Origin of the sequence: Bartonella sp. W8151 (assembly GCF_016100385.1) — a bacterium.
GTDB classification, from domain to species: Bacteria; Pseudomonadota; Alphaproteobacteria; order Rhizobiales; family Rhizobiaceae; genus Bartonella; species Bartonella apis.
Map to the genome: position 1 here is coordinate 1 of NZ_JACFSO010000005.1, position 14,079 is coordinate 14,079.

Annotated in this window: 17 protein-coding genes and 2 tRNA genes; 9 read left to right on the top strand and 10 right to left on the bottom strand. The window is 41.6% G+C overall.

Features of this window, described 5'->3' with window-relative positions; genetic code table 11:
* Positions 1–612: 612 nt before the first annotated feature.
* The 8 genes from H3V14_RS10125 (at position 613) to H3V14_RS10155 (ending at position 7,300) form a co-directional block, all read left to right on the top strand.
* Complete coding sequence (locus H3V14_RS10125; protein WP_198228394.1) at positions 613–1,380, top strand: phage Gp37/Gp68 family protein; 768 nt, start codon at positions 613–615, stop codon at positions 1,378–1,380.
* Between the two features lie 38 nt (positions 1,381–1,418).
* Positions 1,419–2,660 (top strand): three-Cys-motif partner protein TcmP, encoded by a 1,242-nt coding sequence (locus H3V14_RS10130; RefSeq protein WP_198228395.1) that lies wholly within the window; start codon positions 1,419–1,421, stop codon positions 2,658–2,660.
* A 225-nt stretch (positions 2,661–2,885) separates the two neighbouring features.
* Complete coding sequence (locus H3V14_RS10920) at positions 2,886–3,293, top strand: MmcQ/YjbR family DNA-binding protein (protein ID WP_198228396.1); 408 nt, start codon at positions 2,886–2,888, stop codon at positions 3,291–3,293.
* A 444-nt stretch (positions 3,294–3,737) separates the two neighbouring features.
* On the top strand, positions 3,738–4,166 hold the full coding sequence (locus H3V14_RS10140) for a DUF3995 domain-containing protein (RefSeq protein ID WP_198228397.1): 429 nt from the start codon (positions 3,738–3,740) through the stop codon (positions 4,164–4,166).
* The gene (locus H3V14_RS10925; RefSeq protein WP_255520383.1) at positions 4,118–4,372 is read left to right on the top strand and encodes an MmcQ/YjbR family DNA-binding protein; all 255 of its coding nucleotides are present in this window, start codon (positions 4,118–4,120) and stop codon (positions 4,370–4,372) included. The genes H3V14_RS10140 and H3V14_RS10925 overlap by 49 nt, the downstream gene beginning before the upstream one ends.
* Positions 4,373–6,324: 1,952 nt before the next feature.
* Positions 6,325–6,522: a hypothetical protein gene (locus H3V14_RS10145; protein WP_198228398.1), complete on the top strand. Its 198-nt coding sequence runs from the start codon at positions 6,325–6,327 to the stop codon at positions 6,520–6,522.
* A gap of 64 nt (positions 6,523–6,586) precedes the next feature.
* Entirely contained in the window at positions 6,587–6,958 is a 372-nt protein-coding gene (locus tag H3V14_RS10150) for a MarR family winged helix-turn-helix transcriptional regulator (RefSeq protein ID WP_198228399.1), read from the top strand.
* Between the two features lie 84 nt (positions 6,959–7,042).
* Positions 7,043–7,300 carry a tyrosine-type recombinase/integrase gene (locus H3V14_RS10155; protein ID WP_369459188.1) on the top strand — a complete coding sequence of 86 codons (258 nt, stop codon included), beginning with the start codon at positions 7,043–7,045 and terminating at the stop codon, positions 7,298–7,300.
* A 71-nt stretch (positions 7,301–7,371) separates the two neighbouring features.
* On the opposite strand, the gene H3V14_RS10160 is transcribed toward H3V14_RS10155, so the two are convergent.
* Positions 7,372–7,447 (bottom strand) — tRNA-Phe (locus tag H3V14_RS10160).
* A gap of 163 nt (positions 7,448–7,610) precedes the next feature.
* On the opposite strand from H3V14_RS10160, the gene H3V14_RS10165 reads away from it, so the two are divergent.
* A tRNA-Glu gene (locus H3V14_RS10165) sits at positions 7,611–7,685 on the top strand.
* A gap of 161 nt (positions 7,686–7,846) precedes the next feature.
* Here the strand turns inward: H3V14_RS10165 and ureG are convergent.
* The 9 genes from ureG to H3V14_RS10210 form a co-directional block, all read right to left on the bottom strand.
* Positions 7,847–8,473: an urease accessory protein UreG gene (gene ureG, locus H3V14_RS10170; protein ID WP_198228400.1), complete on the bottom strand. Its 627-nt coding sequence runs from the start codon at positions 8,471–8,473 to the stop codon at positions 7,847–7,849.
* The gene (locus tag H3V14_RS10175) at positions 8,470–9,129 is read right to left on the bottom strand and encodes an urease accessory protein UreF (protein ID WP_198228402.1); all 660 of its coding nucleotides are present in this window, start codon (positions 9,127–9,129) and stop codon (positions 8,470–8,472) included. Before H3V14_RS10175 ends, ureG begins: the two co-directional genes overlap by 4 nt.
* Entirely contained in the window at positions 9,129–9,593 is a 465-nt protein-coding gene (locus tag H3V14_RS10180) for an urease accessory protein UreE (protein WP_198228404.1), read from the bottom strand. Before H3V14_RS10180 ends, H3V14_RS10175 begins: the two co-directional genes overlap by 1 nt.
* Positions 9,594–9,600: 7 nt before the next feature.
* Positions 9,601–11,310, bottom strand: coding sequence for an urease subunit alpha (gene ureC / locus H3V14_RS10185; protein WP_198228406.1), 1,710 nt, complete (start codon positions 11,308–11,310; stop codon positions 9,601–9,603).
* The gene (locus H3V14_RS10190; protein WP_198228415.1) at positions 11,310–11,615 is read right to left on the bottom strand and encodes an urease subunit beta; all 306 of its coding nucleotides are present in this window, start codon (positions 11,613–11,615) and stop codon (positions 11,310–11,312) included. The genes ureC and H3V14_RS10190 overlap by 1 nt, the downstream gene beginning before the upstream one ends.
* 46 nt (positions 11,616–11,661) lie before the next feature.
* Positions 11,662–12,264 (bottom strand): HupE/UreJ family protein, encoded by a 603-nt coding sequence (locus tag H3V14_RS10195; RefSeq protein WP_198228417.1) that lies wholly within the window; start codon positions 12,262–12,264, stop codon positions 11,662–11,664.
* A 44-nt stretch (positions 12,265–12,308) separates the two neighbouring features.
* A complete protein-coding gene (locus H3V14_RS10200; protein WP_075915066.1) occupies positions 12,309–12,611 on the bottom strand; it encodes an urease subunit gamma in 303 nt (100 codons plus the stop codon).
* A gap of 13 nt (positions 12,612–12,624) precedes the next feature.
* The gene (locus tag H3V14_RS10205) at positions 12,625–13,449 is read right to left on the bottom strand and encodes an urease accessory protein UreD (protein WP_198228420.1); all 825 of its coding nucleotides are present in this window, start codon (positions 13,447–13,449) and stop codon (positions 12,625–12,627) included.
* A 119-nt stretch (positions 13,450–13,568) separates the two neighbouring features.
* On the bottom strand, positions 13,569–14,006 hold the full coding sequence (locus H3V14_RS10210; protein ID WP_198228422.1) for a hypothetical protein: 438 nt from the start codon (positions 14,004–14,006) through the stop codon (positions 13,569–13,571).
* Between the last annotated feature and the right edge of the window lie 73 nt (positions 14,007–14,079).

Here is a 14,079-nt window from a genome sequence, read left to right on the forward strand (position 1 = left end):
GTCACTTTCTATCGAAACGCACGTCAAAAACATTCTGCTAAAACTATTCATATCACTCTGTGGTAATTAAAATGGCGGCTTCAAATATCCGTGTCGATCATTGGAAGAGAAGTATATCAGATCATTGCTTTGTCGGTGGATAATAGGAAATCCTGGGTATGCATGTGATTGTTAACAGCCTTTATATTGTTCATCTTTGGTTTAAATGAAAGCCCTCCAGAGGGTCACTTGTCTCTTTGCCTACAGCTGAAATTGATCTGACGTTTGGCAGCAAACGCGGTTTTAAGTCTCACTCAGATAGAATATGCAACGTGTCGATGTCTTGCACTTCCGTACAACGCGTTCTGGTGGGTCTTTGCATCAGGAACCATTGACAATCGTCACTTTACTGCTATCCGCAAAATCTCGTAAACTGACAATCTTCAGTCTAACCCGCGAAAAAGATTGTTTTTACTAGTATAGAAAAGTCAACGCTTTCGGAATAGACTCAAAACATATTTGCGCTTCAGTCTAATAAGGTGGAGTTCGTTTATTTTTGGACAGTTGGGAAAAGCAAAGTTTTAACTGATTAATGGTATAACAGTGCAATCATATTGTTGAAGGATTGACAAAATGCCGGAAACTAAGATCGAATGGACTGATGCAACGTGGAACCCTGTGGCAGGCTGCTCCATCGTGTCTTCTGGTTGTAAAAATTGTTACGCGATGAAAATGGCAGCCCGTTTGGAAGCAATGGGATCGGAGAAATATGCTGGGTTAACACGAAAATCGGGTGGTAGAATAGTCTGGAAAGGAATTGTACGAGAAGATTGGCAAGCACTTTCAATTCCGTTGAGGTGGAAAAAACCACGAAAAATTTTTGTAAATTCGATGAGCGACCTATTTCATGAACGCGTCTCTGATTCATTCGTAAAACAAGTGTGGCAGGTTATGAGGCAGACGCCACACCACAATTATCAAATTTTGACAAAGAGACCGGATCGAATGGCGCAATTCGTTAAAACGCAAATAGCGGACATATTACCTAATGTTTGGCTAGGCACGAGCGTGGAAAGTTTTGACGTAATAAAGAGAATAGATTTTTTGAGAGATATTCCAGCTGCAATCAGATTTATCTCGTTTGAACCTCTTATTGGCCCCGTTGGCAAGATAAATCTGACAAATATTCATTGGGCGATTGTCGGCGGAGAAAGCGGTCCAAAAGCACGACCTATTCACGAAGAATGGATTGACGACATTTATGACCAGTGCTTAACATATCAAACAGCATTTTTTTTCAAACAATGGGGAACTTGGGGAAAAGATAATAAAAAGCGTTCAAAAAAAGCAAATGGGCGTGAATACAAGGGTAAAATTTGGGATGAAATGCCGATATTTTAAACATAACTGATTATTTTTAATTCATTTCGGGGAAAGAATTGACTAAAAAATCATACGACTGGGAAAAAGGCGCCGAACTAGGTGAACATTCCAAGCGTAAACTTAAAATATTACGTGAGTATTTCTTTAGATATTTAACGGTTAAGTGTGGCAATCCTCTGCAATCCAGTTTCCGACTTGCCGTAGTAGACGGCTTTTCAGGTGCCGGACGTTATAAAACGGGGGTATCAGGTTCACCGCTAATTTTTATTGAAGAATTACAAAAAGCATATCAAAATATAAATGTCCGACGCGCCGTACAAAGACTCAAGCCTATCACGTTTGATTGTATCTTGTTTTTTAACGACGTAGATGCGAGCGCGATTGAACTCTTGAAAATAAATTTGGCGCCTTTGATAATTGACATAAAGGAAAAAAATTCGGGGCTAAATATAAAAATACAGTATTCAAATTGCATATTTGAACAACGCTATCGATATATCAAAGAAGAAATTAAGAAATTAAAGATTCAAAATGTAATTTTTAATTTGGATCAATATGGATATACTCATGTAACAAAAGAAATAATTATTGACATTATGAATAGTTTTAAATCAGTTGAAATATTGTTTACCTTTATGATCGGCGGTTTTTTGCAATATGCTTCACCATCGGATATTCCGAAAATACAAAAAAATTTAGATCGAATTGGCATTTCTTATGAAGATTTGAATGCTATTAGAGATATTATTGATAAGAAAGAATGGTTAGGCGCTGCCGAAAAATTAATATTTGATGTTTTTAAGGAATGTTCGACATTTTTCACTCCATTTTCGATCAATCATAAAGATGGATATAAATATTGGTTGATGCATTTCGCGAATAATTACAGGGCTAGGCAGGAATATAATAATGTGCTTCATAACAACGCTCTTCATCAAGCGCACTTTGGTCGTTCGGGACTGAATATGCTTTCTTATAATAGTGAAGATGAAGGGATGCTATATTTATTTGATGAAGAAGATAGAAAGGTTGCGAGAGGACAACTTTATGACGATATTCCAAATTATATTAACCAAAATGGTGGTGCGACTCAGCTTCGAGAATTTTACACGAAAATTTTTAACAATACTCCTGCGCATTCAGATGACATACATAAAGCTATAATTGAAAATCCAGATATAGAAGTTATAACGAAAGCAGGCGGCTTAAGACAAAAATATAATACTATTAGGGCTGATGATTATATAAGGCTAAAAGAACAAAAATCATTTTTTTATTTTTTTACTAGAAAAACATAGTTTAACCGTTATTATTAAATATAATTATTAAATATTTTTTATTTTAGATCTAAAATAATATTGATTATTGTAGTTTGTATAAATATGATCGTAAGAACGAAAAATTGTTGATAAAAATTATAAGAAAAACATATAATTACAATATAATTCAGTTAACTATATTTAAAGAAGATAGATCCAGTATGGTTTTTGCTTATTAGTGAAGGGCAAGAATCAACAATTAGGATGGAAGGTGACTGTAGAGACGATGCTTATAGTCGAGAAAAAGTGTGTACATCGGTTGTACCGCGGCGTGCAATAGGCTGCCGGTTTTTGAGTTTGTTAGACATATTTTCGATTTCGTATGGCTTTTTAAAGCCGTTTCCAACCCCGATTATCTTGCCTAAAAAACCGGAGCGAGCGATAATTATAACTTTTTACTGCTATCCACAAAACTATCATGATCGAATAATCTACATTCCAACCGTTAGAAAATGCCCATCAGTCATGATAGGTAATTTACGTCAGTCAGTCGGCTATTTGCCCGCTTATCACATGAACAAGGATAGTTGGATCAGTATCGTTCTTGATGGAACAGTATCTATGAAAGAAATTTGCGATCTCATAGACCAAAGTTATTTTCTCACTCATTAAGTCGGATTTTACGGCAAAAATAGGGAAATTATTCCTGAGCTTTTTAATCCCTTCGGCCGTAATTGGTGCTCAAAAATATACTTTGAGCCCACCTCAAAAACTGTCTGAATTGAGAACAATAGAGACCAACCCTTTCCATTGAAATCTTTTCAATTCATTATATGCTTCAAATCTCCTGCTTGGAAACCCGCTCTCGTCTCGCCAAAGTAAGCTGATGGATGAACAAAAAGTTTTTTATGGCAGTCTTGTTGAGCAATTGTACAAAATGAAGGATTAGGAGCCGCCTTTTGATTGCAGAATTCTGGTTGAAGGCTCGATGGCATTAGGCCATAATGAAGCTGTGAACCGCCTTTTGCGAAAGGAGCCTAACCGGCCAAATCCTTTTGCTACTTATCTCAAATTACTGTTCCAAAAATAAATTCCTTGAAAGGTTGGACCACCGCGATGTTCTATACCATTGTCCATTTAAGCACTGTCATTGTGCTTTTTTTGATTGCCTTGACACATTACTATTGGGTATTGAAACCCGATGCTGAATCATCATCAAAAGTAATTCCCTATATTGAGGGTGTCCCGGCTTTCCATGCAAGCAAATTAGGTACTTTTCTAGTTGCCTCGGCACTGTTGCTTGTTACATTGTTCGTAATGGAATTGGGAGCAGGGATTATCGGCTTGCTGCCAACTTATATATTAAAAATAGGTGGGACTTTGCTTGCAGCCGTTTTTATTGTCAGGGCAATTGGCGATTTTCGGCTTGTCGGTTTTACCAAGAAAATAAAAGATAGCACATTTGCTTACTATGACACGCGCTACTGGTCTCCACTATGTGCATTGATCGGCCTATCGCTGCTTTATATAACGTGGGGTTCCTGACAAAAGATGGCACGGTTTTTAAGCTGCAATCTGTTAGAAGATTGCAGGCTACATGCTTAAGCAGAAGAACAGTGATTTTGAAAAGTAGTTTATTGCCGGCTTATCACATGAACAAGGATAGTTGGATCAGTATTGTTCTTGATGGAACAGTATCTATGAAAGAAATTTGCGATCTTATAGACCAAAGTTATTTTCTCACTCAATAAATCAAAATTTTCAGTAAAAATGAGGAAACTTATTCCTCACGTTTTTAATTCCTTCAGGCGTAATTGGTGCTTAAAAATGTATCTTGAGCTTACTTAGAAGATTGGCTGAATTGAGAGCAGAATTATGGAAAACAAACGTTTTCAATGGCATATTGTCGGTCCATTGCATGGCTCAAATCTCTTGCTTAAAGACAAACTCAGTCGCTTTCGTCTCACAAAAGTAAGCTTGTTGGTAAGACACGGAAAATCCCAAACTTAACAAATTGGCTAAGTCTGTTCGTTAGATTGACATTCGGTAACTCATTTCGTTTTATAAGCTGCGTTCGAGCCAATGGCTGACAGAAAATGTGGGAGCAACGAGTGCTCGGCATTTAGAGGTCACCAAAAACATTTTGTTGTTATTTTTAAAAAAGGCTTACGGTTCAATAAGATGGAATATTGCGGCAATCGAAATCAAGAGAACAGATTATCGAATATTTCAGGTCAAGATATTGGACAAAACGTGAGGCTTGCAAATAAAAAGAGGGAAAAGATTCCCATTAAATGTGCGAGGATGAATGCGTTTCATATAAAAATTCCGGAGCCACAATAGTGCAATTGAAATCGATTTGGTTTGTGAAGCTGAAAAAAGCGTATCTTTTTATATAAAAGACAGATGATCAGCGAGAATTGGCCGATGAGACAATTCAAAAGCGTCAGAACGATTGGAATGCTTTTCTATTCTCTTACTCAAGAGAATAATTAATAAAAACATTAGGATAAAAAGGTGAAAAGTTGAGATGGTGCCCAGACGCGGAATTGAACCACGGACACGCGGATTTTCAGTCCTTGAATTTTTATTTAAAAATCAATGTGTTACCTATTTTTAATTGTCTAGCTTGGTTGATTGAATAAATCAATTTGGAGAATAATGTCTAACCTTTTGTTTGACAAACGATGTGATTTAGAACGACAAATGAGACTAACATCATGGCAATTCTCAAGCCGGTCGCGACAAGCAAGATTATTTATCTCGGAACACCTCAGGCTGAACAATCAATTTATAACTCTCTTTCTGATCGCGGTTATGAAATAAGAATCATACCCGCTAGATACCCCACAGAAGCTCAGAGAGCGCGATATGGTGACCGCTTGGCACAATTTCATCATAGATGACCTAGAAGCATCTCCTGAGCTAGCTGGTGAGCCTGTATGCACTCGATTTTCTAATGACACTCTTCAAAAGGTTACTGAACAACAGCGAGACGAAGAGTTACAGAAGGAATTGGACAAGTTTATGGAGCAGGTTGTGGGGGACAAATATCAAGCTAAAACAAGTTTGATAGACCGTTAAATTTTAATACCCCCCCATTAGATAGGATGCCCCCTATGCCTACCCTAAAGTTATATCTATAGGTTTACCTTAGGTGTAACTTAGGTGAACTTAAGGTGCACCTTCATCATTTTCATTACTAATAAATATTCAATCTCTCTTTTAAAAGAAAGGCATTCCCTTTGGTTGTCTTTAGTGTGTGCTACCAATTAGATTTTGTAGAAAAATCTAAAAATCTAAATCAATCTTTGAGAAGATCACAATATCCCCATAGCCTTGTGATAATAGCTGCTAAAGGTAATGCTTTAAGATGCTTGGTCATGATAATGGTCATAAGAATGCTTAAAAACACAATAAAACCAATATGTGAAAAAAGATTGTAAATCTTATTCGCTTCAAAAATTTCATTTTTTTTATTCTCTTTCTCTATCTTTATATCTGTTTTTTCCTTTTTTGCTTGACTTATTTTTTCCTATCAATTTTCATCATATATTATGCACTATCTTTAGTAGCCGTCTTGTACCAGATCTATAACGGCTGGTTTCATTTAAAGAAGCGCTAATATGTGACAGAAAAAATCTACTTGATTTCATTTCATGTCTATAAAATGGAACAAAAATAAGAACACTGGGAGAACAAAATGTCTAAGTTGAGAAGACTGACGGACAATGAAGCCCCTCAAAAGCCTCACCGCTTGCCACCATCGGTACAGGAACTGAACATTGCAGCACAATTTCTATTAACCGCCTCTTCGTTAATCTCTCGTGGAACTGAAGAAGCACTTGTTAGAAGAGAGGTAAGACATGCGATTTTAATTCTTAAACAAGCTGGTTTTTGATTGACGGGCTTTTTAACGTGGTGGGCAGATATAAAAACCAATATCTGATTGAAGGAACCACCAAATGATGCAAAGCTATGAAAAAGTTTCGGGCAAATCACTAAAGGCATTACTTGAATTGGCTACTGAAATGCGTTCTGTCGACGGTAATTTTGATGCGAACAAGTTAATTGTTTTAATATCAATTGCTCGAAAAAATGGTATTGAAGCCACTAAAATTGCCGAGGCATTTGGCATCCCAAAGGGAACTATGAGTAATGTTGTATTATCCTTATCACCCTATTCTTACCGTAGGGGGCGTAATGGCGAACTAAAAGATGGACTTGGGCTTGTCGTTCAAGAACCTTCTATGAACGACCGTCGGGCTAAAGAATTGCATTTAACACTCGAAGGCAAGCAGTTTATTGATCGTCTAATTAAAATTTTTGCAGGATAAACAAGATGACAAGGGAATACGGCCGGAGGTAGAGGGCTGACGTTCGATCCGGCGGTAAGCGGTTTAAGTTCAACATGGCAAAAAATTAAAATACGACTATTAGCTGAGCATAAAGTGTCAGAAGGGCTAACATTAAAAGGCTTGCGACACACCGTAGCGACGATTTTGGCAGAAATGGGTTTTGACGATCGAACGATTGCAGACATGTTAGGGCAGAAAACTTTGGCAATGGCTCAGCATTATTCGAATCGCGCAAACCGGTCAAAAAAGCTTACAAAAGTAGTTCGACAATTCGAACAAGAGGTAAATGAGCGGCATAAAAAATTGTCTACCCCACGCTAAAAAGTGTCTACCCCCAAAATAACCTAGAGTAAATCTAAACCAAATTATATAATTAAATCAAGTAGATGAAATGGTGCCCAGACGCGGAATTGAACCACGGACACGCGGATTTTCAGTCCGCTGCTCTACCAACTGAGCTATCTGGGCACGTCCGATTTTTTAACCGGAGCGGTTGGGTTTATAACATTAAAATTCCGAGTGTCTAGCCTTCAAAATAAAAATATTCAAAATTTGCCCTGATAAGTTTATTTTTTTGGGGATTTGGCATTGCTCTTTGAGTAAACAAGGCTTATTAGCGGCTCTACACCGTGCGCCTATCGTCTAGCGGTTAGGACGCCGCCCTCTCACGGCGGAAACAGGGGTTCAAGTCCCCTTAGGCGTACCAATTAATTTTCCCGAACATATTTTTCGTTTTAATTATACGGCAAAAATGTTGGCAAACATCTTTTTGCCTTCGGATAAGCTTTCGAGTCCATCAACCTTGTTCATGCGGCAGTAAAATTTTTTAAGCCGTGGAAAACGTTTTCATGTCGGTCGTTTGCTTATTTATCGGCTAAAGCCGCCCGCCTGTTCGATAAATCGAATAATGTCCTGAAGCCCGTCGCGGCGCAACATATCGGTGAACACGAAAGGATTTTCACCGCGCTGGATTTTTGCATCATGTTTCATGACATCAAGATCGGCATGAACATATGGGGCTAGATCTTTCTTGTTAATGATAAGCAAGTCGGAGCGCGTAATAGCAGGACCGCCTTTACGCGGAATTTTTTCGCCTTCTGCGACCGAAATGACGTAGAGCGTCAAATCGGCAAGGTCGGGAGAGAATGTTGCTGCGAGATTGTCTCCGCCTGATTCGATAAATACCATATCAAGGTCAGGATGACGTTTAACCAGCTCGTCAATTGCTTGCAGATTGATTGTTGCATCCTCGCGAATAGCAGTGTGAGGGCAACCGCCTGTTTCCACGCCGATGATGCGGTCTTCCGGCAGTGCCTGAACACGATTGAGGATCAGTGCATCTTCTTTTGTATAAATGTCGTTGGTAACAACTGCGACCGAGTAACGATCGCGCAAGGCCTTGCAAAGCATTTCCGTCAAAGTTGTTTTTCCGGACCCGACAGGGCCACCTATGCCGATACGTAATGGGCCGTTTGGTGAATATGAAGATGTCATGAGCGGAAAATCCTTGAATAGAGTGTTTCGTGGCGCATTGCCATGATGTCGGATAGAAAGCAACATGAACCGAGATTATCGAGCGTAAGCTTATCGCTTTGCATAACAAGTGAGAGGATGCGCTCTTCCATTCGTGTCATGGTTTTGACGCCGTCGCTTTGTCCTAACGGAACAAGTCTTATTGCTGCTTGAACGAGGTTTGATATAAACGCATGAAGATAAGCCGTAAGTAACGATGGCAGTTTGATTTCCAACCGGTATCCGAGGACGCCCACTGCAACCGGATAGGGAAGAGTTTTATAGATTTTGTTTGAAAAACCGGTCTCGGTAATCGCCCTACAAAAAGCCGCCCCTTGTAAATGGATTTCCATCAAGCGCTCTTTCGAGGCGGCTATGGCGTTTGCGATTTCTATAAGGAGAGAGATGTTTTGATCGAGGTTGGTATATCGCCACGTTTCGGCAATCAGAATTGCATCATTATGGAGAGACCCGTGAATGAGGAGGTCGTCAAGCCAGTTAAATAGATCCTCTGCGTTTTTTATGAAATTTTCATGGACTGCTTGTTCGAGACCATGGCTATAGGCAAAGCCTCCGACCGGAAAGACCGGCGAAAAAAGCGTCATCAAACGCAGTAATGAGGCGTCACCCTGCAACATTAATGATGGTGCCCCGCATGGTCGTGATAGGCGCCGTGGAGAGGTTGAAAAGGAGCTTCAATCTCTTCAATGGTCGCTCCTAAACCTTCAAGCATAGCGCGTATAACCGGATCACGAAGCACAAGGATTCTGTTTTCAACAATTTCGACAGCTTGATGACGGTTGCCCAAATGCCAGGCAAGTTGGGTAAGCTCCAGTGGTGTGTTCGCCGTTACAGCATAAAGCGGTTCGTTGGCTGCATGGATGAGAAAATATTCGCCGTTTTCTGCTTCAAGAACATCTCCTTCAGCGAGATGGACGGGGTCTTTCAAATCGACCATTATCATGTCGCCATTCACAAAATGAAGCAATTTTCGGCGGATATGGCGCTCGTCATGGGAAAGTGACAACGCGCCTGAAGACGGCAAACCTTTGGCATTGGATACCGGAATATATTTTGTTGCTCGAAAAGTTTTATAGGACATTTAAACCTCAATAGAGAAAATAACGTTGTGCCATCGGAAGTATCTTTGCCGGTTCGCAGGTTAATAATTCACCATCTGCGCGCACTTCGTAGGTTTCAGGGTCAACATCGATATGAGGTGTTGTAGAATTGAGTTTCATGGATTTTTTGGAAATAGTGCGGGTGTTTTTGACGGCAACAAGTTCTTTTTCGAGCCCTAGCTTTTCAGTGAGCCAATTATCAATAGCAGCTTTGCTGGTAAAGGTGACAGAGGTGTGTTTGACAGCCTTTCCGAAAGCGCCAAACATTGGCCGGAAGTGAACCGGTTGAGGTGTTGCAATGGATGCATTGGGGTCACCCATCGGAGCTGCTGCAATCATCCCGCCAAGCAGAACCATCTCCGGTTTTACACCGAAAAAGGCTGGTGACCAGAGGACAATATCGGCACGTTTACCGGTCTCTATCGAACCGGTGACATGACCGATTCCTTGTGCAATGGCCGGATTTATTGTGTATTTTGCAATATAGCGTTTCACGCGCTCATTATCATTGAACCCGCTATCGTTGCCCAAATAACCACGTTGTTTTTTCATTTTATCGGCTGTTTGCCATGTGCGGATAATGACTTCGCCGACACGTCCCATTGCCTGACTATCCGACGCGATAATGGAAAAGGCACCAATATCATGCAGGATATCTTCTGCGGCAATTGTTTCCTTACGTATACGGCTTTCGGCAAAGGCAACATCTTCCGGTATTTTTGCCGATAAGTGATGACAGACCATGAGCATATCGAGATGCTCGGCAATGGTGTTTTCGGTATAGGGGCGTGTGGGGTTGGTGGAGGCAGGCAATACATTTTCAAACCCGCAAACACGGATAATATCGGGAGCATGACCACCGCCGGCACCTTCTGTATGGAAGGCGTGGATTGTCCGGCCTTTGAATGCAGCGATTGTATCTTCGACAAACCCCGCTTCATTCAATGTATCGGTGTGGATCATAACCTGCACATCATAATCGTCGGCAACACTCAAACAATTGTCGATTGCTGCCGGAGTCGACCCCCAATCTTCATGAAGTTTGAGCGAAGAAGCACCGGCATTGACCATTTCGATCAAAGCATCAGGGGAAGATGAATTGCCTTTGCCGGCAAGACCGATATTCATTGGCAAGCTATCTACCGCCTGTATCATCCGTGCCAAATGCCAAGGTCCCGGTGTGCAGGTGGTCGCAAGCGTCCCGTGCGCGGGACCTGTGCCACCGCCAAACATTGTTGTTACGCCGGAATAGAGCGCTTCGTTGACCTGCTGGGGGCATATGAAATGGATATGTGAATCAATTCCGCCGGCGGTTACAATTTTTCCCTCCGCTGCAATAATTTCGGTTGCAGGGCCAATGATGATATCGACATCGGGTTGAATATCGGGATTGCCAGCTTTACCGATTTTTTCGATGAGCCCGTCTTTCAAACCGATATCGGCTTTATAGATGCCGGTATAATCAACAATAAGGGCATTGGTGATAACTGTATCCATAGCCCCTTTTTCCCGTGAACACTGGCTTTGCCCCATGCCGTCGCGGATAACTTTACCGCCCCCGAATTTGACTTCCTCGCCATAGGTTGTCTTGTCATCTTCGACAGTTACGAAGAGGTCTGTATCGGCAAGGCGGATATGGTCACCTTTTGTCGGCCCGAACATTTGTGCATAAGCAGCACGTGAAATTTTGTGGGTCATCAAAGATCCCCCTGAATTTTTGCACGAAAACCGAAGACACGCCGTTTTCCCGCTAATGGTATGAGGAAAACATCTTTTTCCTGTCCCGGCTCAAACCGGATAGCGGTACCGGCCGGAATATTGAGGCGCATTCCACGGGCTTTTTCGCGGTCGAACTGAAGGGCAGAATTGGCCTCATAAAAATGATAATGCGAGCCCACTTGAATAGGACGATCGCCGCTATTGCCTACTTTGAGCTTTATTGCCGGACGGCCGACATTCATTTCGATGTCGCCTTCTTTTGTGATGATTTCACCGGGAACCATGATGTTTCTTTCCGATTGTTAGAACGGTTACTTTTGTCAACGTTATTTACGCTGAAAACGCCATGTAAACGCCGGCAAGAAGGGTAGCGAGGCCTCCGATGCGGATGGCTTTTTTGCCGTTCAAACGGCCAAAAATTTTACCCGCTCCCAAGCCGATTGTAATACCGACACCGTGAAGCAATGCTGTGGCAATAGAAAAACCAATTCCGTAAGCATAGGCTTGCGAATTTTCGAGTTCGAGACCATGCGCATAACCATGAAAAACTGCAAAAGCACCGACAACGAGCATAGCTGGCATTATCGGAAGATGAACGGCCATAGCGGCAAAAAGACCCATTGCAATCACGGAAGCAAGAATAACCGGTTCAACATAAGGTAAGGCAATGCCTTTTGTGGCAAGCCAAAAACCGATTGCCATACACACAACAAAACTTGCCGGAACTGCGAGAATCGATTTTCCGCCGAGTTGAGCTGCCCATAGGCCGACTGCAACCATGACCAGAATATGATCGAAACCGGTTAACGGGTGCAAAAAGCCGCTTGCAAAAGAGCTATGGTCATGCGGAACACCTGTAAGGTGGGCAAAAGCCGGTGTGGATGTAAAAATCATCAAACCTGAGATAAGTGTTGATCTTGACACGAGTTTCATGAGAGTTCCCCTCTTTATAGTTTTATATTTTTCAATTGTTGGGCTTAACGTATCGGATGGTGGACAGTGACAAGTTTTGTACCGTCGGGAAATGTCGCTTCCACCTGAATATCTTCAATCATTTCAGGGATGCCTTCCATGACCTGATCGCGGCGCAATACATAAGCGCCTTGTTCCATGAGATCGGCAACGGTCCGCCCATCGCGAGCGCCTTCGACAACAAAATCGCTGATGATGGCAACCGCTTCCGGATGATTGAGTTTGACACCCCGTTCGAGCCGTTTCCTTGCGACTATTGCAGCCATAGAGATCAACAATTTGTCTTTCTCTCTTTCGGTAAGTATCATTGTTCACCTTCACCTAAATTGACCAAAATTTCGGCACACCTGCCCCTTTTGTCAGCAGATTTACCAAAGGAACCAACCTTTTCTTCAGAAAATAGGAGTCCTTTTCTATAATCCTTGCAAGAAGCTTGCCATTCCACGCAGACGCCCCTCCGGATTGCCCGATAATTTCTCTCGCTGCCTCTTCTTTGCTTTGATAATCATCAGCAATGTAAAGAACACTGGCAATGGCCTGATTGCCGTTGAAAATTGCAGGGCGGGTTGATTGCTGTAAAATATTGCCATTGATTTTAAAGGCTTCAAAATGGACAAGTTTATTTTTAAGACGCACCTGCCACTCGTCATCAATAAAGCCGTTGACAACTTTCTCCCCCATTAGTTTCCGTCCGAAAATAAAAGCTTCTACCAGAAGAAGGGCTGCACCTTCTTCCATTTCGACGGTGATTTTGCGTTTTAAGGCTCCACGATTGAAAAAAATTGTCTCCTGAGGGAGCCAGAACAATGTAGAATTTTTTCTTAAATTTAGCGAAATATTGATCTCGGCCGGCCTACCATCAAGCGAGCGGTATATTTTTTCCGCGGCTTGGGTGGTGATTGTTGCTTGTGTTTTTTCGCCGAGCTCGCATTTCCAGAAAAGCTTGTCGCCACCGGTTGCGCCGCCAGCTGTATTGATTTGCACAGCCTCGAAATGTTTATCCGGATAAAGCGGGAACCGCAGTTTTAATGATCCCGATTGATAAAGCTTTTCCAATGATGAGTGGTCATCTTTATAAATCGTGCTGAATGAAGCACTGCCTTCCATACGCTGCATAGCGATTTTTTTTAAAGGCGAGTTTTGCAAATGATTGCTCTTCCCCAAGTTCTTGTAAAAATATTGTTTTTATAACTGCTATATGACAGCAGTTTTTAAAAAAAATGCAATTTTTATCTTGAACTTGAAGAGAGCAACTTGTTGAAAATCTATTTTGCAATGACCTCGGTTACATCATAAACTTTGGTCGTTTGTGCTTCGGGCGTATGCATCATGGTGACAACCCAATGGATGCGGCGCGTATTCAACGGTAAATCCATTGAAATTCCACCTCCTGTACTGTCGGCGCCAGGGTCGGAAAAACCATAAGGATCGCGTCCGTAATTAATGCCGAAAGTTGGCATTTTTGAAGTCTGGGCACCTTCGGATGTGTCATTGATTGTAAAATAACGATAGCCGCGGCGTTCTGCCGTAAAAGCGGCACGCCTCAGGACATCGGTCGGAATGCCAACTTCATTTGTCGGTCGGGTGTTGAACTCGTAAACATTATCCGGTGATTTGAGCTTGGGAACCGATTGGCAACCACTTAAAAACAAAAGCGGAATGATCATAAGACTTAAGCTTTTTATCCAATGCAATTGTTTCATCCTGCACCCGTCCCGTTTGAAAACCCATCATAGTTTCATTAGCTCTTCTCGACAAGAATGATTATCGTTATCT